General features: G+C 57.7%; 22 protein-coding genes. 9 read left to right on the top strand and 13 right to left on the bottom strand.

The genetic code is table 11. From position 1 onward, the window contains the following. Positions 1 to 38: 38 nt before the first annotated feature. The 5 genes from F2P67_RS25895 to F2P67_RS25915 all read right to left on the bottom strand — a co-directional run bounded on the left by F2P67_RS25895 (position 39) and on the right by F2P67_RS25915 (position 6,451). Positions 39 to 965: a glutamate/aspartate ABC transporter substrate-binding protein gene (locus tag F2P67_RS25895; RefSeq protein ID WP_166225610.1), complete on the bottom strand. Its 927-nt coding sequence runs from the start codon at positions 963 to 965 to the stop codon at positions 39 to 41. Between the two features lie 339 nt (positions 966 to 1,304). After that, positions 1,305 to 2,840: a glycerol-3-phosphate dehydrogenase gene (gene glpD / locus F2P67_RS25900; RefSeq protein WP_166225613.1), complete on the bottom strand. Its 1,536-nt coding sequence runs from the start codon at positions 2,838 to 2,840 to the stop codon at positions 1,305 to 1,307. Positions 2,841 to 3,168: 328 nt separating this feature from the next. Further along, the gene (locus tag F2P67_RS25905; RefSeq protein WP_016986643.1) at positions 3,169 to 3,924 is read right to left on the bottom strand and encodes a DeoR/GlpR family transcriptional regulator; all 756 of its coding nucleotides are present in this window, start codon (positions 3,922 to 3,924) and stop codon (positions 3,169 to 3,171) included. A gap of 95 nt (positions 3,925 to 4,019) precedes the next feature. Next, positions 4,020 to 5,522, bottom strand: coding sequence for a glycerol kinase GlpK (glpK, locus tag F2P67_RS25910; RefSeq protein ID WP_166225616.1), 1,503 nt, complete (start codon positions 5,520 to 5,522; stop codon positions 4,020 to 4,022). Positions 5,523 to 5,599: 77 nt separating this feature from the next. After that, on the bottom strand, positions 5,600 to 6,451 hold the full coding sequence (locus F2P67_RS25915) for an MIP/aquaporin family protein (RefSeq protein WP_166225619.1): 852 nt from the start codon (positions 6,449 to 6,451) through the stop codon (positions 5,600 to 5,602). Between the two features lie 361 nt (positions 6,452 to 6,812). Between F2P67_RS25915 and ybaK the strand changes: the two genes are divergently transcribed. Both ybaK and F2P67_RS25925 read left to right on the top strand, forming a co-directional pair. Further along, on the top strand, positions 6,813 to 7,283 hold the full coding sequence (ybaK, locus tag F2P67_RS25920; protein WP_166225622.1) for a Cys-tRNA(Pro) deacylase: 471 nt from the start codon (positions 6,813 to 6,815) through the stop codon (positions 7,281 to 7,283). A 97-nt stretch (positions 7,284 to 7,380) separates the two neighbouring features. Continuing rightward, positions 7,381 to 8,163 carry a PhzF family phenazine biosynthesis protein gene (locus F2P67_RS25925; RefSeq protein WP_166225625.1) on the top strand — a complete coding sequence of 261 codons (783 nt, stop codon included), beginning with the start codon at positions 7,381 to 7,383 and terminating at the stop codon, positions 8,161 to 8,163. Between the two features lie 119 nt (positions 8,164 to 8,282). Here F2P67_RS25925 and F2P67_RS25930 read toward each other — a convergent pair whose 3' ends face one another. Further along, complete coding sequence (locus tag F2P67_RS25930; protein WP_166225628.1) at positions 8,283 to 9,392, bottom strand: ABC transporter ATP-binding protein; 1,110 nt, start codon at positions 9,390 to 9,392, stop codon at positions 8,283 to 8,285. Continuing rightward, complete coding sequence (gene argF, locus F2P67_RS25935) at positions 9,389 to 10,309, bottom strand: ornithine carbamoyltransferase (protein ID WP_166225631.1); 921 nt, start codon at positions 10,307 to 10,309, stop codon at positions 9,389 to 9,391. Before argF ends, F2P67_RS25930 begins: the two co-directional genes overlap by 4 nt. A gap of 405 nt (positions 10,310 to 10,714) precedes the next feature. On the opposite strand from argF, the gene F2P67_RS25940 reads away from it, so the two are divergent. The 3 genes from F2P67_RS25940 (at position 10,715) to grxD (ending at position 13,683) form a co-directional block, all read left to right on the top strand. Beyond that, positions 10,715 to 11,005 (top strand): hypothetical protein, encoded by a 291-nt coding sequence (locus F2P67_RS25940; protein ID WP_166225634.1) that lies wholly within the window; start codon positions 10,715 to 10,717, stop codon positions 11,003 to 11,005. A gap of 133 nt (positions 11,006 to 11,138) precedes the next feature. After that, positions 11,139 to 13,244: a molybdopterin oxidoreductase family protein gene (locus F2P67_RS25945; RefSeq protein WP_166225637.1), complete on the top strand. Its 2,106-nt coding sequence runs from the start codon at positions 11,139 to 11,141 to the stop codon at positions 13,242 to 13,244. 97 nt (positions 13,245 to 13,341) lie between these two features. Beyond that, positions 13,342 to 13,683 (top strand): Grx4 family monothiol glutaredoxin, encoded by a 342-nt coding sequence (gene grxD / locus F2P67_RS25950; protein WP_166225640.1) that lies wholly within the window; start codon positions 13,342 to 13,344, stop codon positions 13,681 to 13,683. A 132-nt stretch (positions 13,684 to 13,815) separates the two neighbouring features. On the opposite strand, the gene bfr is transcribed toward grxD, so the two are convergent. Next, positions 13,816 to 14,292, bottom strand: a complete 477-nt coding sequence (bfr, locus tag F2P67_RS25955) for a bacterioferritin (RefSeq protein ID WP_166225643.1) — start codon at positions 14,290 to 14,292, stop codon at positions 13,816 to 13,818. 199 nt (positions 14,293 to 14,491) lie between these two features. Continuing rightward, positions 14,492 to 14,710 (bottom strand): bacterioferritin-associated ferredoxin, encoded by a 219-nt coding sequence (locus F2P67_RS25960; protein ID WP_003227725.1) that lies wholly within the window; start codon positions 14,708 to 14,710, stop codon positions 14,492 to 14,494. Positions 14,711 to 15,023: 313 nt separating this feature from the next. On the opposite strand from F2P67_RS25960, the gene F2P67_RS25965 reads away from it, so the two are divergent. After that, the gene (locus F2P67_RS25965) at positions 15,024 to 15,626 is read left to right on the top strand and encodes a peroxiredoxin (RefSeq protein WP_003227723.1); all 603 of its coding nucleotides are present in this window, start codon (positions 15,024 to 15,026) and stop codon (positions 15,624 to 15,626) included. A gap of 74 nt (positions 15,627 to 15,700) precedes the next feature. On the opposite strand, the gene rnt is transcribed toward F2P67_RS25965, so the two are convergent. Together rnt and pyrC are read right to left on the bottom strand one after the other, a co-directional pair. Next, entirely contained in the window at positions 15,701 to 16,378 is a 678-nt protein-coding gene (gene rnt / locus F2P67_RS25970) for a ribonuclease T (protein ID WP_007916667.1), read from the bottom strand. Next, positions 16,375 to 17,421, bottom strand: coding sequence for a dihydroorotase (gene pyrC / locus F2P67_RS25975; RefSeq protein WP_166225646.1), 1,047 nt, complete (start codon positions 17,419 to 17,421; stop codon positions 16,375 to 16,377). Before pyrC ends, rnt begins: the two co-directional genes overlap by 4 nt. A 160-nt stretch (positions 17,422 to 17,581) precedes the next feature. On the opposite strand from pyrC, the gene F2P67_RS25980 reads away from it, so the two are divergent. Further along, positions 17,582 to 18,490 (top strand): OmpA family protein, encoded by a 909-nt coding sequence (locus F2P67_RS25980; RefSeq protein WP_166225649.1) that lies wholly within the window; start codon positions 17,582 to 17,584, stop codon positions 18,488 to 18,490. Positions 18,491 to 18,619: 129 nt separating this feature from the next. Continuing rightward, positions 18,620 to 19,837: an argininosuccinate synthase gene (locus F2P67_RS25985; protein WP_166225652.1), complete on the top strand. Its 1,218-nt coding sequence runs from the start codon at positions 18,620 to 18,622 to the stop codon at positions 19,835 to 19,837. A gap of 100 nt (positions 19,838 to 19,937) precedes the next feature. On the opposite strand, the gene F2P67_RS25990 is transcribed toward F2P67_RS25985, so the two are convergent. Next, positions 19,938 to 20,540, bottom strand: coding sequence for a hypothetical protein (locus F2P67_RS25990; protein ID WP_166225655.1), 603 nt, complete (start codon positions 20,538 to 20,540; stop codon positions 19,938 to 19,940). Positions 20,541 to 20,962: 422 nt separating this feature from the next. On the opposite strand from F2P67_RS25990, the gene F2P67_RS25995 reads away from it, so the two are divergent. Continuing rightward, positions 20,963 to 21,589: a response regulator transcription factor gene (locus tag F2P67_RS25995; RefSeq protein WP_166225658.1), complete on the top strand. Its 627-nt coding sequence runs from the start codon at positions 20,963 to 20,965 to the stop codon at positions 21,587 to 21,589. Between the two features lie 87 nt (positions 21,590 to 21,676). Here the strand turns inward: F2P67_RS25995 and F2P67_RS26000 are convergent, their stop codons facing one another. Beyond that, positions 21,677 to 21,856: a PA3496 family putative envelope integrity protein gene (locus F2P67_RS26000; RefSeq protein ID WP_166225661.1), complete on the bottom strand. Its 180-nt coding sequence runs from the start codon at positions 21,854 to 21,856 to the stop codon at positions 21,677 to 21,679. Positions 21,857 to 21,932: the final 76 nt, after the last annotated feature.

The raw sequence follows: 21,932 nt of genomic DNA on the forward strand, positions 1-21,932 counted from the left end.
GGAGGGTTACTCCCTCAGGTGACAAGGTTAGTCAGGAATCAGATTTTTACGTCAGGCGCCGGCTTGTCGCTTGGATTGGCGATCAGCTCTTTGACCTTGTCGCTCATCGGGAAGTTGAGGTTCAGGCCTTTTGGTGGAACAGGGCTTTCGAACCACTTGCTGTAGATCTTGTTGATCTCGCCGGATTTGTACAGGGCAACGATGGCGTCATCGACCGCTTTCTTGAAGGCCGGGTCGTCTTTGCGAACCATGCACGCGTAGGCTTCGAAGGACTGCGGAGTACCGGTGATGACCCAGTCGTCCGGCTTCTTGGCCTTGGCTTCTTCGCCAGCCAGCAGGGCATCGTCCATCATGAAGGCAACGGCGCGGCCGCTTTCCAGCATGTTGAAGGATTCGCCGTGGTCTTTGGCGGAGATGATGTTCATGCCCATCTGCTTGTCGGCGTTCATCGCTTTGATGATGCGCTCGGACGTGGTGCCGGCGGTGGTCACGACGTTTTTGCCCTTCAGGTCAGCGAAGTCGTTGTAGGACGGCTTGCCATCCTTGTCTTTCTTGACCAGCAGACGGGTGCCGATTTCGAAGATGTTGACGGTGAAGTCGACTTGCTGGGCGCGTTCGGCGTTGTTGGTGGTGGAACCGCACTCGATATCCACGGTGCCGTTCTGCACCAGCGGGATACGGGTTTGCGAGGTCACCAGATTGTACTTGGCGTTCAGATCAGGTTTGTTCAGGTCTTTTTTCAGGGCTTCAACGATAGCGACCTGAATGTCGTGGGAGTAGCCGACGGGTTTGCCCGAAGCATCTGCGATGTAGGAAAACGGAATGGAGCTGTCACGGTGCCCGAGGGTGATGGTGCCCGAGTCGTTGATCTTCTTCAGGGTGCCGGTGAGTTCGGCGGCGAAAACTGGCGTGCTGATCAGAGCGGCAGCAATGGCTGCGCCCAGGATATGGGGAACGATGCGCATCAAATTTTCCTCGACATTGTTTTTTTTATGGAGCCAGTTTGTCGGCCCTTTTGTGCTTCGAATGCCTGACGGCTCCTGAAGTGTTGGCACAACAGGCATTCGTCGAGAGAGTGTAGAGCATGAGTCGTGCCAGACCAGTTGCAACTGGTTAACTCGTTGATTTATTTAGTGATTAAAGTTTTGTGATGGTGTTTTTTTACGGTTTTGATCCGGTTATCCGAATTGACTGGAAGGTCGCGTTCGGAAAACCGAACGATCTTTGCTCAGGTCTTTCCTCTCACCCAGCAAAAAGCCCCTGAACCTTGCGATTCAGGGGCTTTCTTTTGAGCAATGGTCAGATCAGGCCGCTTCGATCTTGCGATTCTGCTCGACCTTGCCCAGATAGGCCGCCAGTTTTTCCTGCTCCGCCGCTGTGGTGAACAGGCCCAGCTTGCTGCGACGCCAGAGGATGTCGTGCGCGGTGGTCGCCCACTCTTCGCTGCACAGGTAATCGACTTCACGGGTGTAGAGCCCGCCACCGAGGTGTTCGCCCATGTCGGCGAGGGTTTCCACGCCTTCGAGCATGCGCCAGGTGCGGCTGCCGTAGGTGGCTGACCAGCGACGGGCGATTTCGCTCGGGACGAAGTCGAATTTGTCGCGGATCAGCGCGCTCAGGGCCTGTGGCGTGGTCATGTCTTCGCCGCCGGGCAGGGTGGCGGTGGCCGTCCAGCTCGGACGCATCTGTGTGAAGTACGGCATCAGTTGTGCCATCGCCGACTCGGCGAGCTTGCGGTAGGTGGTCAGCTTGCCGCCGAACACCGACAGCAGCGGCGCTTCTTCGGTGCTGCCGGACAGCGCCAGGGTGTAATCGCGGGTGACGGCCGACGGATTGTCGGATTCGTCGTTGCACAGTGGACGTACGCCCGAGTAGCTGTGCTGGATGTCGTCGCGGCTGATCTGCTTTTTGAAGTGGGCGTTGACCACTTTCAGCAGGTAATCGGTCTCGCCTTCGGTGATCGCCACTTTTGCCGGATCGCCGGTGTACTCCCGGTCGGTGGTGCCGATCAGGGTGAAGTGGTTCAGGTACGGAATGGTGAAAACGATGCGCTGATCTTCGTTTTGCAGGATGTGTGCGTTATCACCTTCGTACAGTTTCGGCACGATGATGTGGCTGCCCTGAATCAGGCGGATGCCGTACGGCGATTCCATTTTCAAGTCGTCACGAATGAACTTGGCGACCCACGGCCCGGCGGCGTTTACCAGCGCTTTGGCAGTGATCGAAAACAGGCTGCCGTCGGCACGTTCCAGGTTCAGGTGCCACAGGCCTTTGGCGCGACGGGCGCTGACGCAACGGGTCTGGGTGTGAACGTGAGCGCCTTTTTCACGGGCAGCCATGGCGTTGAGCACCACGAGGCGGGCGTCGTCGACCCAGCAATCGGAGTATTCGAAGCCTTTCTTGATTTCGCTTTTCAGCGCGCTATCGGCGCCGAACTTCAGGCTTTTCGAACCTGGCAGTTTTTCGCGCTTGCCGAGGTTGTCGTACAGGAACAGGCCGGCACGAATCATCCACGCCGGACGCAGGTGCGGTCGGTGCGGCAGCACGAAGCGCATCGGCTTGACGATGTGCGGAGCCTTGGCCAGCAGCACTTCGCGCTCGGCCAGCGCTTCACGCACCAGACGGAATTCGTAATGTTCGAGGTAGCGCAGGCCGCCGTGGATCAGCTTGCTGCTGGCCGACGAGGTGTGGCTGGCCAGATCATCCTTTTCGCAAAGGAACACCGAGAGACCGCGACCGGCGGCATCCGCTGCGATCCCCACGCCATTGATCCCGCCGCCGATGACGGCGAGGTCGTAGATCTCGGAGATAGGGGGCGTACGCAAGGTAGAGGTGGACATCGGCTGGCCTCGGGCTCTTTTGATTTTCTATATTGGAAATCGAACATGAATGTTCATTTGCGAAAATGGTAGCCCATAAAGACGCGCGCAGCCAGTCGACTTCGATTGAAAATACTCATCGAAGGATCGGGAAAGGAAAATTTTCGAACATGCAGAGGCTTGAGGTGAACAATTGTGGCGAGAGGATTTATCCCCGTTTGACTGCGGAGCAGTCGTCAAATCAGCGAATGGGGTGTATCAGACACACCGCAAACACTGGTTTTGGGGCTGCTTCGCAGCCCAACGGGGATAAATCCCCTCGCCACCGTAGGATTGTTGTCGGGGGGGGTTAAACGACTTCCAGGCGAATCTTGTGCTGAGTCAGCAACTGCGCCAGTGCCGGCACCGGTTGCTGATCGGTCACCAGGCAGTCGATCAGGCTGATCGGGCCGAGGCGAATCATCGCGTTACGCCCGAACTTGCTCGAGTCCGCCGCCAGAATCACCTGCCGCGCATTGGCAATGATCGCCTGTGAAACTCGCACTTCCTGATAATCGAAGTCGAGCAGACTGCCGTCCTCGTCGATGCCGCTGATGCCGACGAGGGCAAAATCAACCTTGAACTGGTTGATGAAGTCCACGCTCGCCTGACCCACCACACCGCCATCGCGGCGCACGTTGCCACCGGTCAGCAGCACATCGAAATCATCCTTGGCGCTGAGCATCGATGCCACGTGCAGGTTGTTGGTGATGATTTTCAGGTGGTTGTGGTTGAGCAGGGCGCGGGCAATCGATTCGGTAGTGGTACCGATGTTGATGAACAGCGAGGCGTGATCGGGAATCTGTGCAGCGATGGCTTCGCCGATGCGTTGTTTTTCATCGCGCATCTGATCGGCGCGCATCGCATAGGCGGTGTTTTCGACACTGGAATCATAGGCAGCGCCGCCATGGTAGCGACGCAGCAGATTGGCTTCCGCGAGCTGATTGATATCGCGGCGGATGGTTTGCGGGGTAACAACGAACAGCGTGGCCATTTCCTCGATGCTCACATAGCCGCGTTCGCGGACCAGCTCGAGGATTTGCTGCTGACGGGGAGGCAGATTCATGGGGCTTCCTTTGGGCTGCCGTGCAAAATTTGCCCATGATGCCGCAGGAATCACCTCCCGACCAGTTAGTTGCCTATCAGTCTCTGAAGGTTGGCTTATTCAGCGTCTTCACGTTCCCAGTCACGGGTACGGCTGACGGCTTTTTTCCAGCCTTTATAGAGCTTCTCTTTTGCCGCTTCGTCCAGGCTCGGTTCGAACTCGCGCTCGATCACGGCCTTGCCGCGCAGTTCTTCCAGGCTGCCCCAGAAACCGCACGCCAGGCCGGCCAGATACGCCGCGCCGAGTGCCGTGGTTTCGCGCATTTGCGGACGCTCGACCTGCGTGCCGAGGATGTCGGCCTGGAACTGCATGAGGAAGTTGTTCGCTACCGCGCCGCCGTCCACGCGCAGGGCTTTGAGGCGTTCGCCGGAATCCTGTTGCATGGCGTCGAGAACGTCACGGGTCTGGTAGGCAATCGATTCCAGTGCGGCACGGATGATGTGATCCACGCGCACACCGCGCGTCAGGCCGAACAGTGCGCCACGGGCATAAGGGTCCCAGTACGGAGCGCCCAGACCAGTGAACGCCGGCACCAGATAAACGCCATTGCTGTCTTTGACTTTATTGGCGAAATATTCGGTGTCGTGGGCGTCGTTGATGATTTTCAGTTCATCACGCAGCCACTGCACGGTCGAACCGCCGTTGAATACTGCGCCTTCCAGTGCGTAAGCCACTTCACCACGCGGGCCGCAAGCGATGGTGGTGAGCATGCCGTGCTTGGATTTGACCGCTTTGTCACCGGTGTTCATCAGCAGGAAGCAACCGGTGCCGTAGGTGTTTTTCGCCTGACCCGGCTCGACGCACATCTGGCCGAACAAGGCCGCTTGCTGGTCGCCGGCGATCCCGCCGATGGCGATGCCGCTTTTGGTGCGACCATAGATTTCCGAAGAAGCCTTCACTTGCGGAAGCATTTCGCGCGGGATATCGAGGATCTCCAGCATCTTCGCGTCCCACTCAAGCGAGTGGATGTTGAAGAGCATGGTGCGCGAGGCGTTGGTGTAGTCGGTGACGTGGACTTTGCCGCCGGTGAATTTCCAGATCAGCCAGCTATCGACGGTGCCGAACAGCAGTTCGCCGTTGCGCGCACGTTCGCGGCTGCCTTCGACGTTGTCGAGGATCCATTTCAGTTTGGTGCCGGAGAAGTACGGGTCGGTAACCAGACCGGTGGTGTCACGGATGTATTCTTCGTGGCCGTCACGCTTGAGCTGCTGGCAGATCTCGGTGCTGCGGCGGCACTGCCATACGATCGCGTTGTACACCGGGCGACCGGTGGTCTTGTCCCATACCACGGTGGTTTCGCGTTGGTTGGTGATGCCGATGGCGGCGACCTGGTCGTGATGCAGACCGGCCTGCGCCAGCGCTTCAACCATTACCGCGCTCTGGGTGGCGAAGATTTCCATCGGGTCATGTTCGACCCAACCGGCTTGCGGGTAGTGCTGGGCGAATTCGCGCTGGGCGGTGCAGACCACGTTCGCGTCGCGGTCGAAAATGATCGCGCGGGAGCTGGTCGTACCCTGATCGAGGGCAATGATGTAGTTCTTATTCTGAATGTCGGTCATGTCGATTGCCTTGGACGAAATAAGGGAGAGTGGGCCGTGGCGCAGACTCTATCTGGCAGGAGTCTGCGCCGACTGTTTCAAGAAGTTCTTGGTTTGCCGTCAATGGCCGGTTCTGCATCCTTTGTAGCAGGTGTGGCGCCAGTCAGGTGACGGGCGATGAGCCCGCGATACCCGGCAGCGCCGAGGCAGGCACCGACAATCGGTGCAAAAATCGGAATCAGGAAGTACGGAATATCGCGGCCGCCAGTGAAGGAAATTTCACCCCAGCCGGCGAAGAAAGTCATCAGTTTCGGACCGAAGTCACGCGCCGGGTTCATCGCGAAACCGGTCAGCGGGCCCATCGAGCTGCCGATCACCGCGATCAGCAAACCGATCAGCAGCGGCGCCATCGGGCCTTTCGGCAAGCCGTTGTTGTCGTCGGTCAGGGCCATGATCACGCCCATCAGAATCGCGGTGATGATCATCTCGACCAGGAAAGCCTGAGCGGTGGACAGTACCGGGTTCGGGAAAGTCGAGAACACCGAGGCCAATTCAAGGCTGGCGGCCGAGCCGCGAACCATTTGGTGAGTTTGTTCGAAATCGAAGAACAGGTTGCTGTACAGCGTGTAAACCAACAGCGCGCCGCAGAAGGCGCCGGCAATCTGCGACAGGATGTAGAACGGCAGTTTGCGCTTTTCGAAGTCGGCGAAAATACTCAGCGCAATGCTCACGGCGGGGTTCAGGTGCGCGCCGGAAACGCCGGCGGTCAGGTAGATCGCCATGCTTACGCCAACGCCCCAGATGATGCTGATTTCCCACAGGCCGAAGCTGGCGCCCGCGACCTTGAGCGCGGCGACACAGCCCGTGCCGAAAAAGATCAGGAGTGCAGTACCCAGAAACTCGGCCATGCATTGGCTCGAGAGCGATGGTTGCTGTAAAGCAGTTGTCATTGAAAACCTCGGTTTTTGTTGTTGTCTGGCGCATTGCCAACAGGGCAGGGCGCGATTTTCACCGGTCAGGAATCCCCATTCCGTTCCCGGTTTACTGCTGGGTGCTGCGGTGACGATAATTCTTACATTATTCAGATTCGAAAAAATATAGACAAGAAACAAACCTGTCAAAGGTCGAAAGTGAACCGTCAGTCACAATAAAACTATTCGTCGTGTGAATGATCGTCCGTGATGGTTCGTCCGCTTTGTTCTCAAAGAGGCGCAGGCCGCAGGAAACGTGGCTTGGAATAGAGCCTTTTACGGTGTGATCACCTAGAATTCCGCGCAGGATTTTTCTCTCGCCGCCGAGCCTGGAGCTGCCATGACCCCTGCGTTGGACTTGTTGAAAAAAGTTCGTGCCGAACATCGCGTGCACAGTTACGAACATGACCCGAAGGCCGCGTCGTATGGGCTGGAGGCCGCAGAAAAACTCGCGCTTGAGCCTGCGCAGGTATTCAAGACATTGCTCGCGGCGAGCGAAAAAGGTGAATTGCTGGTGGCGGTGGTGCCGGTCGTCGGAAGCCTTGACCTCAAAGGTCTGGCGCATGCCGCCGGGGTGAAAAAAGCCGAGATGGCTGACCCAGCAGCGGCCCAGCGTTCCACCGGTTACCTCTTGGGTGGCATCAGCCCGTTGGGCCAGAAAAAGCGCCTGCGCACTTTCATCGACAACTCGGCTCAAGGTTTTGCGACTATTTATGTCAGCGCCGGGCGGCGGGGGCTGGAAGTCGAATTGGCGCCAGCGGTGCTCGCCGAACACACTCAGGCGAAATTCGCCGACATCGGCCGTGTTTAAGCCGACCCTCACTGTATGAAGAAAATTGACCGGTTCTGTCACTGGCGCTGACCAGGCCCGCGCCGCATGCTCTGACCACTGACTTAGGGAGAAAGTTATGCAGCTTGAGTTTCATCAGGTCGACGCATTCAGTGACCGGCCTTTCAGCGGTAATCCGGCCATGGTTTATCGGCTCGATGCGTGGCTGGCGGACGAACTGATGCAGAAAATCGCCGCCGAGCACAACCTCGCGGAAACCGCGTTTCTGGTGCGCGAAGGTCAGGCCTGGCAGATCCGCTGGTTCACGCCGACCACCGAAGTGCCGCTGTGCGGCCATGCGACGCTGGCCAGCGCTCATGTGTTGTTTGAGGTCTACAAGGAAACCGCTGAAAGCATCGCCTTCGTCTGCAAGTCCGGGCCGTTGAGCGTCAGCCGCGAAGGCGGGCGTCTGTGGCTGGATTTTCCGTCGATTGTTCCAACGGAGATTGGCGTGACGCTGGATGTCGAGCGGGCGCTGGGCGTGGAAGCGGTCGATGTGCTGGGTTCGAATGAACTGTTTGTGGTGCTGAACTCGGAACAGGCGGTGCTCGACTGCAAACCGGACATGGTCGCACTGGCCAAACTGCCGTGGCTGGGGGCGATCGTCACGGCGCGCGGCAATCAGCATGACTTCGTCTCGCGTTATTTCGCCCCGGCGATTGGGATCAACGAAGACCCGGTCACCGGTTCAACCCATTGCAGCCTGATTCCGTACTGGTCAAAACGCTTGGGCAAGTCGAGCCTGACCGCGTGTCAGCGCTCGGCGCGGGGCGGCGAGTTGTTCTGTCGGCTTGAGGGTGGGCGGGTGAAGATCGGTGGCAATGCAACGCTGGTTGCCAGCGGTACCCTGATTTTGGGCTGACCGAAACTAAATGTGGGAGCGGGCTTGCTCGCGAAGGCGGTGTGTCATTCAGCCTTGATGCTGGCTGATGGACCGCTTTCGCGAGCAAGCCCGCTCCCACAGTTTTGATCCGGGACGGATCAGTGTGCGGTGCGGTAGCGGCGGACGCCGTTTTCCACTGCTGGAATCTGTGCAGCAGTGCTGCCAGAGGCCTGGAATAACACCAGATGTTCAGCGGCAACGCGAATCCCGACCTCGGCACCCACCTGATGGTCAGCGTGGCTGGGGAAAATCGATTCCAGTTGCGCGCCTGTCGGCAATTGCAAACGGTAAAGCGTCGAAGCACCGAGGAATGTCTTGCCGACGATCCGCGCTTTCAACCCGCTGTCCGGCGCATAAACAATGTCGTCCGGGCGCAGTAACACGTCCACCGCGCCGCCAATCGGCCAGGTATAAGCACGATTGCCGCGCAGCTCACCGAGTTCGGTCTGCACCGATTCCGGGCTGCCGAGTTGGCCGCGAATAAAGTAGCCCTGGCCGATGAAGCTGGCCACGAACGGCGTCGCCGGTTCGTGATACAGGTTGTACGGCGTGTCCCACTGCTCCAGTCGACCTTCCTTGAAAACACCGACGTGATCGCTCACGGCGAAGGCTTCCTCCTGGTCGTGGGTCACCAGAATCGCGCTGGTGCCACGGGCCTTGAGGATGTCGCGGACTTCGTGACTGAGCTTGCGGCGCAACTCGCCGTCGAGGTTGGAGAACGGCTCATCCAGCAACAGCAGTTGCGGCTCTGGCGCCAGCGCGCGGGCGAGGGCGACACGTTGTTGCTGCCCACCGGACAGCTCGTGCGGGAAGCGTTTGCCGAGGTTCTTCAGGTTGACCAGTTCGAGCAGTTCTTCGGTGACGCGCTCTTTGTTCGGGTGCTTGCGGATGCCGAACGCGATGTTGTCCGCGACGCTCAGGTGCGGGAACAGCGCGTAGTCCTGAAACACCATGCCGATCCGGCGTTTCTCCGGCGCGAGGGTGAAACCGGCGCTGGAAATGGTTTCGCCACCCAGGGTGATTTCACCTTCGTGCACCGGTTCAAAACCGGCAATGGCGCGTAACGTCGTAGTCTTGCCGCAGCCGGACGAACCCAGCAGGCAGCCGATGTCGCCGGCATTGAGGTGCAGATTGAGGTTCTGCACCACGCGTTGATCTTGATAGCCGCAAGCGAGGTTGCGCAGGTTCAGCAGTAATTCATGGCTCATGCGTGGTGATATGCCGGTTCGACGAGGAACTCGAGCAGGGCCTTCTGTGCGTGGAGACGGTTTTCTGCCTGATCCCAGGCGACGGAGCGCGGGTCATCAAGCAGGTCGAGACTGATTTCTTCGCCACGGTGCGCCGGCAGGCAGTGCATGAACAGCACGTCCTCGGCCGCCAGGTCGAGCAGGGCGCGATTGACCTGGTACGGTGCGAACAGCTTGAGGCGCTTGGCGGTTTCCTCTTCCTGGCCCATCGAGGTCCAGACGTCGGTGCTCACCAGGTGTGCGCCACGCACGGCGTCCTGCGGGTCGCGGACGATGGTCACGCGATCGCCGGCCTTGGCAACGAATTCAGGGTTTGGCTCGTAGCCTTCAGGGCAGGCAACGCGCAACTGGAAGTCGAACTGGATCGCCGCTTCTATATAGCTGTTGCACATGTTGTTGCCGTCGCCGATCCAGGCCACGGTCTTGCCCTGAATCGAACCGCGGTGCTCAAGGAACGTCTGCATGTCGGCCAGCAACTGGCACGGGTGCAGGTCATCGGACAGGCCGTTGATCACCGGCACGCGCGAGTTGGCGGCGAATTCGGTCAGGGTGCTGTGGGCAAAGGTACGGATCATCACCGCATCGAGCATGCTCGACATGACGATGGCGCAGTCGCCGATGGGCTCGCCACGACCCAGCTGGGTGTCACGTGGCGAAAGGAAGATCGCCTGGCCGCCGAGCTGGATCATACCGGCCTCGAAGGAGATCCGGGTGCGGGTCGAGGACTTCTCGAAGATCATCCCCAGCACGCGGTTTTTCAGAGGCTCGAACAGTACGCCGCGGTTACGCAGGTCCTTGAGCTCAACGCCTCGACGGATCACGCTGACCAGCTCTTCGGGCGTGCAATCCATCAGGGAGAGAAAGTGCCTTGCGCTCATCATTGACTACCTTTTTGCTACAAACCGCAGATGCTCAAAGCCTTGTTTAACGGAACAACGGGCGAGACCTGCGGCGTAAGCCGCACGGGGCGACGAAATAGGGGAAGGCGCGATATTGACATTAAATGTCGCGTTTTTCCAATAGGCTACGGTTTTTGCGGGATTCGGAGGGCGCACCGGCGTTGGCCGATCACGCATTTGAAGCCGGGTTCAGGACAGCAGCGAGCCTCTTTGTACACTGGCCTCGCGGGGCTTGGCAATCCGGCGTGGCGCGGATGACGCTGCTTCGGTCGTTTCAGGACTCGTCGGCCACGGACTCGCTTGGTCGGATGCTCAGGTCGAAACATTTGCTAAAGCAAAGTGCTGGGTTATAACTACCTTTCGAGCGACGCAGGAAGCCACCGCATGGAATCGAGAGAAAAACTGTTAATGGAACTGCTGGGCCACACGGCTCGCTCACTGACCCATCTCACCGCTTCGGTCACTTCAATGTCGTTTGAGCTGTTGCGCAGCGAAGACGAAGTGGTCAAGTCTGCCGGTCGCCACATGATTGATCGCATGGCCACGATCAGTGCCGGGCTCGACGAACACTGGCGGCTGATTGGCGAACTCACCGGCGTACACGTCGCCCACGAGCAAATCGAAACCATCCAGGAAATCCAGTTGCAGGCACCGCCACAGTTGCCGTCGAACTGACTGCGCCAGTCCATCGGCTGGCCTGATGGCCGCCGATTCACAAGACGAACGTCGCTGGCGCCGCCTCGGCGCTCGGGCCATAGTTTTGTTCCCGCAGGCAAGTTACCTGCCCAGAACAAGACAGAGACTGGCCATGACCAAGACTCTCCATCACCGTGCCTGCCACCTGTGCGAAGCCATTTGCGGCCTGACCATCGAGACCACCGAGACCGATGGCAGCGTTGCGATCACCTCGATCAAGGGCGATGCCCTGGATACCTTCAGCAGAGGCCATATCTGCCCCAAAGCCGTGGCCCTGCAAGATATCCAGAATGATCCCGATCGGCTGCGCCAGCCGATGCGCCGTGTCGGCAGTGAATGGCTGCCGATCGAATGGGACGAGGCTTTCGCACTGGTGGCCGAGCGCCTGGCGGCTGTTCAGGAGCGTCACGGACAAAACGCCGTGGCGGTTTATCAGGGCAACCCGAGCGTGCACAACTACGGGCTGATGACTCACAGCAATTACTTCCTCGGTTTGCTGAAAACCCGTAACCGTTATTCGGCAACGTCGGTCGACCAGTTGCCCCACCATCTGACCAGCCATTTGATGTACGGGCATGGCCTGCTGTTACCGATTCCGGACATCGATCACACCGATTTCATGCTGATTCTCGGTGGCAACCCTCTGGCCTCCAACGGCAGCATCATGACCGTGCCCGACGTTGAAAAACGCCTGAAAGCGATTCAGGCGCGCGGCGGCAAAGTCGTGGTCGTCGATCCGCGTCGCAGCGAAACAGCGGCAATGGCCGATCAGCATTTGTTCGTGCGCCCGGGCGGCGATGCGGCGTTGCTGTTTGGCGTGCTCAACACGCTGTTTAGCGAGGGGCTGACCCGCGACAGTCATTTGCCGGTTGATGGCCTCGATGACGTGCGTGCGGCGGTCGCAACGTTCACTGCCGAAGCCATGAGCCCCTTGTGCGCCGTACCCGCTGAACAGATTCGCCAATTGGCCCGCGACTTCGCCGCTGCGCCAAGTGCGGTGTGCTATGGGCGGATGGGTGTGTCGACGCAGGCTTTCGGCACGCTGTGCCATTGGGTCGTGCAATTGATCAATCTGGTCACCGGCAACCTCGACCGTGTCGGCGGCGCGCTCTGCACCGAGCCGGCAGTCGATCTGGTGGCCTCGACCTCGGGTGGGCATTTCAACAAGTGGCAGAGTCGGGTTTCCGGGCGTCCTGAGTATGGCGGCGAACTGCCGGTCTCGGCGCTGGCCGAAGAAATGCTCACCGAAGGCGAAGGGCAGATCCGCGCACTGATCACCGTGGCCGGCAATCCGGTGTTGTCCACGCCCAACGGACGGCAACTGGAACAGGCGCTGGATGGCCTGGAGTTCATGGTCAGCATCGACCTGTACATCAACGAAACCACGCGTTGCGCCGACCTGATCCTGCCGTCGACTTCGGCGCTGGAGAACGATCACTACGACACCACGTTCAATCTGTTCGCGGTGCGTAACGTGACCCGTTTCAATCGCGCGATCCTCGCCAAGCCTGAGGGCGCGCTGCATGACTGGGAGATCTTCGTCGGCCTGGCCAAGGCGTTTGCCGGGAAAACCGGCAAAGAGCTGAAACCGACGATGCCGCCGGCGAAGATGATCGACATGGGCCTGCGCATGGGCATGTATGGCGATGCGTCCGAACACAAGTTGTCATTGAACACGTTGTTCGACCATCCGCACGGAATTGATCTGGGCGCGCTGAAACCGAATCTGGCAAAGCGTTTAAAAACGCCTGATCAGCGTGTGCAGGCTGCGCCACCGGAGATCCTTGCCGACTTGGCGCGCTTCGCCGCATTACAGGCGCCAGCCGCCGATGAACTGCTGATGATCGGGCGCCGCCACGTGCGCAGCAACAACTCGTGGATGCACAACTACCATCGTCTGGTGAAGGGCAAGCCGCGCCACCAGTTGCTGATGCATCCCGACGATCTCGCCAGTCGTGGCCTCAATGACGGGCAGTTGGTGCGGGTCAGTTCGCGGGTCGGGCAGATTGAAGTGGAAGTGCTTGGCAGTCTGGACATGATGAAAGGCGTGGTCAGTCTGCCGCACGGTTGGGGCCACGCACGGCCTGGCGTGCAGATGGCGATCGCCTCGAGTCAGCCTGGTTCGAGTGCCAATGACTTGACCGATGAATGCCAACTTGACGAGTTGTCCGGTAACGCGGCATTGAATGGTGTGCCGGTGACGGTGGCTGCGGCTTGAGCATGTCTGTCGGGGAGACCAAGCAGCGCGCTCGGGATTCCGTTACAATGCGCCACCGTGCCGACCCATGAGTCGGAAAGTTCAGCCGAGGTGCTCCATGGATATCATCGAAACGATTAAAGAGCAGATTGCCAACAACACCATTCTGCTTTACATGAAAGGCTCGCCGAATGCCCCGCAGTGTGGCTTCTCCGCGAAAGCTGCGCAGGCTGTGATGGCTTGTGGTGAAAAGTTTGCGTACGTGGACATCCTGCAGAACCCGGAAATCCGCGCCAACCTGCCGAAGTACGCCAACTGGCCGACCTTCCCGCAATTGTGGGTCGGCGGTGAACTGGTCGGCGGCAGCGACATCATGACCGAGATGGCTGCCGACGGTTCGTTGCAAAACACCATCAAGGCTGCTGTCGAAGCAGCAGCTGCGAACAAGTCCGAAGCCTGATCCGGCTTTTGTGGGAGCGAGCAGGCTCGCTTCCACAGGGATTTCAGCATTGATTGAAATCCGGGCAATAAAAAGCCCCGCGCCTCGAAAGAGGGCGGGGCTTTTTAGTGTCTCGAGTTTAGCGCTCGCTAATTACTCGTCTTCGCCCATCTGCGATTGCAGATAGTTCTCAAGACCGACTTTATCGATCAGGCCCAGTTGGGTTTCCAGCCAGTCGATGTGTTCTTCTTCGGATTCAAGAATGTCTTCAAGCAGTTCACGGCTGCCGAAGTCGCCAACAGTTTCACAATGAGCGATCGCGGCTTTCAGATCCGAATGGCCGGTTTTCTCGATACGCAGGTCGCACTCCAGCATTTCCCGGGTGTGCTCGCCGATGTGCAGCTTGCCCAGATCCTGCACGTTCGGCAGGCCTTCGAGGAACAGGATGCGCTTGATCAGCTTGTCCGCGTGTTTCATCTCGTCGATGGATTCGTGGTATTCGTGCTTGCCCAGCTTGTTCAGGCCCCAATCTTCATACATGCGCGCATGCAGGAAGTACTGATTGATCGCGACCAGCTCATTGGCAAGGATCTTGTTGAGATGCTGGATGACTGTAACGTCGCCTTTCATGATGGGAGTCCTGCCCTAAGTAGCGGTATATAAGGCAGAGTTTGAGCTTGGCAGTTATAAGTGTCAAACCTAAGTTATTGAATAATATATGAAAATTAATCGGAATAAGAATGTTTGTGTTCCGCGTCTGGAGCCTAACCAATTGATTTTCAGGCATAAAAAAACCGGACATAAGTCCGGTTCTTTGAATTTGAGGTCATTACGCGGCAGTAAATTCTACCGGATAAGGAATCGCGGCCTGGGCGGTTTGCAGCTTGGTCAGGGTTTCGCGAACCACTTCCTTGGCAAGGCAGGCACATTTGCCGCATTGGCTGGCGACGCCGGTGGCCTGACGAACTTCTTTATAGCTGCAGCAACCTTCATAGATCGCTTCGCGGATCTGTCCGTCGGTGACGCCAGTGCAGAGGCAAACATACATAAGTGAGAACCGTCGCTGGTTGTGACTCAATTGCGATGGATCTTAATGTTAACGAGAATGATTGTCAAAGTGCTTTCTGAAGGCTTTTCCACAGATCGACGAGTGACTGACGAACGGTGACTACTGGCTGATTGCCTGGCCCCGTAAATGCAGCCGCGTTATCCGCTTCCTTCAAAAAACCGTTAAGGACAGGCCAAAAACGCAGTGTATGATGGTCGGCCCTTGCGAAGGGGGTTCGTGTCACAGGGCTGTCGTCCGAGGATGGCAGGCTGGCACGGACCCTGAACTTCAAGTTATTCACCAGGAGATATCCATGAGCGTACTCGTAGGCAAACAAGCCCCTGACTTCACCGTCCCGGCCGTACTCGGCAATGGCGAGATCGTTGACAGCTTCACTCTGTCCTCGGCCATCAAAGGCAAATACGGCCTGGTGTTCTTCTACCCACTGGACTTCACCTTCGTCTGCCCGTCCGAGCTGATCGCTCTGGACAACCGCATGGCTGACTTCAAGGCACGCAACGTTGAAGTGATCGCTGTGTCGATCGACTCGCACTTCACCCACAACGCCTGGCGCAACACCCCGGTGAACAATGGCGGCATCGGTCAGGTGAAATACACCATGGCTGCCGACATGAAGCACGACATCGCCAAGGCTTACGACGTTGAATCCGAAGGCGGCGTAGCTTTCCGTGGCGCGTTCCTGATCGACGACAAAGGCGTTGTCCGTTCGCAGATCATCAACGACCTGCCGCTGGGCCGTAACATGGAAGAGCTGATCCGTCTGGTCGACGCTCTGCAATTCCACGAAGAGCACGGCGAAGTCTGCCCTGCCAACTGGAAAAAAGGCGACAAAGGCATGAACGCTTCGCCAGAAGGCGTTGCTGCATACCTGACCGAGAACGCTGCTGCCCTGTAAGGCGCAACGTCGAGGTGAAAAAAAACCGGCTCAAGTAGCCGGTTTTTTTATGCGCGGGATTTGTTCGATGCGGATCAGTCGTCGAAATCTTCCCAGCCGCCCATCTGTTTCCAGCGATTGACGATGCCACAGAACAGTTCGGCGGTTTTCTCGGTGTCGTAACGCGCGGAGTGCGCCTCACGGCCGTCGAAATCGATGTCGGCTGCCTGGCAGGCTTTCGCCAATACGGTTTGACCGTACGCCAGACCTGCGAGAGTCGCAGTGTCGAAGCTGGAGAAGGGGTGGAACGGGTTGCGTTTCATGTCCAGACGCGCAACTGCAGCGTTCAGGAAGCCAAGGTCGAAGCTGCTGTTGTGGCCGACCAGAATCGCCCGTTTGCAGCCGTTGGCCTTCAACGCCTTGCGGATGCCGCGGAAGATGTCGGTCAGTGCTGTCTCTTCACTGACGGCCATGCGCAGCGGGTGATCCAGTTTGATCCCGGTAAATTCCAGCGCCGCTGCTTCGATGTTGGCGCCTTCGAACGGCTCAACGCGGAAGAAGTAAGTGTGATCCGGGTAAACGAAACCCTTTTCATCCATGGCGATGGTCGTCGCGGCAATCTCCAGCAGTGCATCGGTAGCCGAGTTGAAACCACCGGTTTCTACGTCGACGACAACCGGCAGGTAGCCGCGAAAGCGTGCCGCCATCGGGTGACGGGAACCGCCGCCGCCACTTTGACCGTCCAGTTCGTCGTCGAAATGGTCTTCACTCACGCGTGTTCCTCCAGCAGGCGCCAGCGCAGTTTTTCACCGGCGCGCAGCGGGATAACGGTCAGCTCGCCAAACGGCAGGCTGGTCGGGGCGGTCCATTCTTCGCGAACCAGGGTGATGCGATCGATGTTGACCGGCAGGCCATAGAAACGCGGGCCGTTGAGGCTGGCGAAGGCTTCGAGCTTGTCCAGCGCGTTACGCTGTTCAAAGGCTTCGGCGTACATCTCGATGGCCGCGTACGCGGTGTAGCAGCCGGCACAGCCACAAGCGGCTTCCTTGGCGTGCTGGGCGTGCGGCGCCGAGTCGGTGCCGAGGAAGAACTTCGCACTGCCGCTGGTGGCGGCGTCGAGCAGCGCTTCCTGATGCGTGTTGCGCTTGAGGATCGGCAGGCAATAGAAGTGCGGCCGAATCCCGCCCACCAGCATGTGGTTGCGGTTGTAGAGCAGGTGGTGCGCGGTGATGGTTGCGCCGACGTTGGCCGAAGCCTCGTTGACGAACTGCACGGCGTCGCCGGTGGTGATGTGTTCGAACACCACTTTCAGCGTCGGGAAGCGCTCGACGACCCGGCGCATGTGCTCATCGATGAAAATCTTTTCGCGGTCGAACACGTCGACATCACCACGGGTGACTTCACCGTGGATCAAAAGCGGCATGCCGACTTCGGCCATGGCTTCCAGCGCCGGGAAAATCTTGTCGATGCTGGTCACGCCGGAATCGGAGTTGGTGGTGGCGCCGGCCGGGTAAAGCTTGGCGGCGTGCACGAAACCGCTGGCCTTGGCTTCACGAATTTCTTCGGGCTGGGTACGGTCGGTGAGGTACAGCACCATCAACGGTTCGAAGCGACTGCCGGCTGGGCGGGCAGCCAGAATCCGCTGGCGATAGCCGTCGGCCTCGGCGGCGTTGCGCACCGGCGGGACCAGGTTGGGCATGATGATGGCGCGACCAAAAGTGCGCGCTACATCGGCAACGGTATTGGTCAGGACGGCACCATCGCGAAGATGAATGTGCCAGTCGTCGGGACGCAGCAGGGTCAGGCGGTCGGACATGAGGGGATTCCAGGCGGGTCAAACTGAGGCGAATGCTACCGGAAAAGACTCTTGCAGGCACTCGCTATCAAGTTTTGCGGGAAGCTTCCGATATCCCGTAGGTATGCCGTAAACATAGTGTGAATCGGTCTTTGTGTTTCAGAAGCCAATGGAGCCTCCCGTGCGCCAGCGTTATTTAGCCTTGCTCAGTGTGTTTGCCAGCCTTCCCGCGATGGCGCTCACGTACCAGACCCGTCTGGAGAACATTGAGTGGACGGTCGCCGGCGACAAGTTCGAATGCCGTCTGACGCAACCGATCACCGATTTCGGCTCGGGCGAGTTTGTGCGCAAGGCCGGCGAACAGGCGATCTTCCGTCTTAACGCCTACAACGCCATGCTTGGCGGTGGTTCGGCGACTTTGCTGGCCGCCGCCGCGCCTTGGCAGCCGGGGCGTGGTGACATCAATCTGGGCAGTGTCAGGCTCGGCAGTGGCAACGTCTTGTTCAGCAGCTCGCAGTCCCAGGCCGGTGGCCTGATCAGCGGCCTGCTCGATGGCCGCAGTCCGGTCGTGCGTCGTGCTTCGGGTGATGGGCGTGTGTCGGAAGTACGCTTGTTGCCAGTCAAGTTCAGCAAGGCGTTTAACGACTATCAGACCTGTGTGGCGAAATTGCTGCCGCAGAATTTCGAGCAGATCAAACAGTCACAGATCGGCTTTCCCGGCGAGGGCGTTGATCTGGACTCAGCAGCGAAGGCCAAGCTGCAAGTGATGCTCGAATACATGAAGGCCGATCCGACGGTCAATCACATCGAACTCGATGGGCATTCCGACAACAGTGGCAATCGTTTGACCAACCGCGAACTGTCGCGCCGTCGCGCATTGGCCGTGGTGGACTTCTTCAAGGCCAACGGCATTCAGGAATCGCAAATCACCGTGCGTTTCCATGGCGAGCAATATCCCATTGTGCCGAACACCAACGCGGCCAACCGCGCGAAGAATCGTCGAGTCAATGTGAAGCTCGCGCGGGTGACACCAGTCGCTGCTCCGGCGCCGCAAGCGAGCATGCCTGCCAGTACTGCCGCAACTTCCTGACTCGCCGGTCATCGTCGCGCTCTCGACAGATTCTGTCGCTTTGTCGTCTTAAGCTGTCGCGCCTCTGTAAATTATCGCGTTTGAGCGGTAGACTCCTCGGCTTTCCGTAGAACCCCGTGGAGTGATGGCATGGCGGACGTAAACAAGGTCGTTCTGGCGTATTCCGGCGGCCTGGACACTTCGGTGATCCTCAAGTGGCTGCAGGATACTTATAACTGTGAAGTGGTGACCTTCACCGCTGATCTCGGTCAAGGCGAAGAGGTCGAGCCGGCCCGCGCCAAGGCTCAGGCCATGGGCGTCAAAGAAATCTACATCGACGATCTGCGCGAAGAATTCGTGCGTGATTTCGTGTTCCCGATGTTCCGTGCCAACACCGTTTACGAAGGCGAGTACCTGCTGGGTACTTCCATCGCGCGTCCGCTGATTGCCAAGCGTCTGATCGAAATCGCCAACGAAACCGGCGCTGACGCCATTTCCCATGGCGCCACCGGCAAGGGCAACGATCAGGTGCGTTTCGAGCTGGGTGCCTACGCGCTCAAGCCAGGCGTAAAAGTGATTGCCCCTTGGCGCGAGTGGGATCTGCTGTCCCGCGAGAAACTGATGGATTATGCCGAGAAGCACGCGATCCCGATCGAGCGCCACGGCAAGAAGAAATCCCCGTACTCGATGGACGCCAACCTGCTGCACATCTCCTATGAAGGCGGCGTGCTGGAAGACACCTGGACCGAGCACGAAGAAGACATGTGGAAATGGACCGTCTCCCCGGAGAACGCGCCTGACAAACCACAGTACCTGGAACTGACTTACCGTAACGGCGACATCGTTGCGCTGGACGGCGTCGAAATGACACCGGCCACTGTTCTGGCCACGCTGAACAAGATCGGTGGCGAGCACGGCATCGGCCGTCTGGACATCGTCGAGAACCGTTACGTCGGCATGAAGTCCCGCGGCTGCTACGAAACCCCGGGCGGCACCATCATGCTGCGCGCTCACCGCGCCATCGAATCGATCACCCTGGACCGCGAAGTCGCTCACCTCAAAGACGAGTTGATGCCGAAATACGCCAGCCTGATCTACACCGGTTACTGGTGGAGCCCTGAGCGTCTGATGCTGCAACAGATGATCGACGCTTCGCAGGTCAACGTGAACGGCGTTGTGCGCCTGAAACTGTACAAAGGCAACGTGATCGTCACTGGCCGCAAGTCCGATGATTCGCTGTTCGACTCCACCATCGCGACTTTCGAAGAAGACGGCGGTGCTTACAACCAGGCCGATGCGGCGGGCTTCATCAAGCTCAACGCGCTGCGCATGCGCATTGCTGCCAATAAGGGCCGCAAATTGTTCTGAGTTTTTCAGGCGCTGAGCAAGTGGCGGCCTTGTCCTTCGGGCAAGGTCGTCACTTTGCAAGAAGTCCCCCGCTGCTGACGTTCGGTCAGCGCATGCCTTTTCAAAACGTCCCCATTACCGTTACGTCCTGTGAGCATACGTTGTAAGAAACACAGTACGTTTTGCCTCCCCCCTTTTTTGTCCGTTCAGCGTGAAATAGCAAATGTCGCTTGAGTGAATTCTCCGAGACATGATCGGACACGAACACGATAATCCGCTGCGCCTGTTTGTCAGTGTGTCGTATCGTTTCCATTGCCTTCCCGAAACAATCCGTACACACCATTTGGCGAATATCAATGAAGTGCAAAGTTTTCACTGAGGCGGATAAGCGGACTTTGTGTTGAGCTCCAGGATTTGCCGCTCCGCGTTCTTTATTCGAAGATGGTATTGAGCCGTTTTTGGTTCGGTTGTTCTGGAATGCGCTAAGAAAGTTCTTTTCGTTGTTGAAGTCGGACGGTGAATACAAGGATCGATAGTTAAAGTTTATTGTGACAAAAAATAGAAAAATCAAATAAAACGGAAAGCTTATCAAGAACCAAATATAAATTTCGCGTTCACCGTTATCCAGGAATGGCAGCGTGACAGTTGCAGATGTTTCCGAGATCACCGCAAATATAGCGATGACTGTCATTGGGTTGGTAATTTTCTTTTTGATCTTCATCATGTTCTTTACTCATGTTCGGGTTTTCTCGATTTTTGAATTGAAGGTTTGAATTAGTGGTGTTTGCTTATAACAAAAAATAAGTAAATTATGGAAGTTCGTTGTTACGGATAATTTACTGGATTAGGCAGTACGGCTTTTTCATGAAAGAGAAAAAACGGGATTGGATTTTTTCCGGAAAGCAGCTCTGGCTCACGTTGAAGTTCAGCTGGCAGAGGGTTATCAATTCAAGATCGGAAACAGAAAAAACGCTATGAAACTGTCCTGCTATTCCTACTGCGTGGGCAAATTTGTAGGATTAATCCTCGATGCTTGTAGGGAATGTCTTTCGCTGCGCATGCACGATAAAGCACCTGTGCCACGGGGGATGTGACTACGCTATTGTGCTCGCTCTAAAAATTCGAACAGCGAAACTGGACTTGCCCATGAATAAAGTGCTGATCGTGGATGATCACCCCGTCATTCGTCTTGCTGTGCGTATGCTGATGGAGCGGCATGGCTACGAAGTTATTGCAGAAACCGATAATGGTGTGGATGCACTACAACTCGCTCGGGATCAAATGCCCGATATTGTCATTCTGGATATAGGAATTCCCAAACTTGATGGCCTCGAAGTTATTGCGCGTCTGACATCGACCGCCATGCCTTTGAAAGTCCTGGTGCTGACGTCCCAGGCGCCCGGCCATTTTTCAATGCGTTGTATGCAGTCAGGGGCAGCGGGGTATGTATGTAAACAGCAGGATCTGACCGAACTGCTCAGTGCAATCAAAGCGGTGTTGTCGGGCTACAGTTACTTTCCCAATCAGGCGTTGCACACGGTTCGAACCAGTTTGGGCAATGCCAGCGAGTCCGACATGGTCGATCGACTTTCCGGTCGCGAAATGATGGTGCTGCAGCAGTTGGCAAGGGGCAAGACCAACAAGGAGATTGCCGACGGCATGTTTCTGAGTAACAAGACCGTCAGTACTTATAAAACCCGTCTGTTACTGAAGCTCAATGCGCGCTCACTGGTGGATCTGATCGAGCTGGCACAACGTAACGGTCTTGTTTGATCTCAAGGTGACTGACAGGATCATGGGCGATCGCAGTCGGTTTTCGGCAGAAAGTAAAAAGCCTCCGTTTCGGGAGGCTTTCATGCATCAGAGATCAAAATCGTAATCGGCCAATTGCTTTTGCAGTCGGCGCTCCTCAAGCAGATTGTCGATGGTGCGGCGCTTGCTCAGGTTGGTCTTGGCTACTTCGACCACCGGATCGGCATCTTCAGGCTCTACGGGTTCGATGTCGTCATCTACGTCCAGTTGTTCTTTGTCGCTACTCATACAGGTTAACTCCCGGCTAAGACTGCCTTTGGCGCTCCTTATATCGGTAATGCAGCGACGGGTAAAAAAGATTTTT

This window comes from Pseudomonas atagonensis (assembly GCF_011369485.1).
Taxonomy (GTDB): domain Bacteria; phylum Pseudomonadota; class Gammaproteobacteria; order Pseudomonadales; family Pseudomonadaceae; genus Aquipseudomonas; species Aquipseudomonas atagonensis.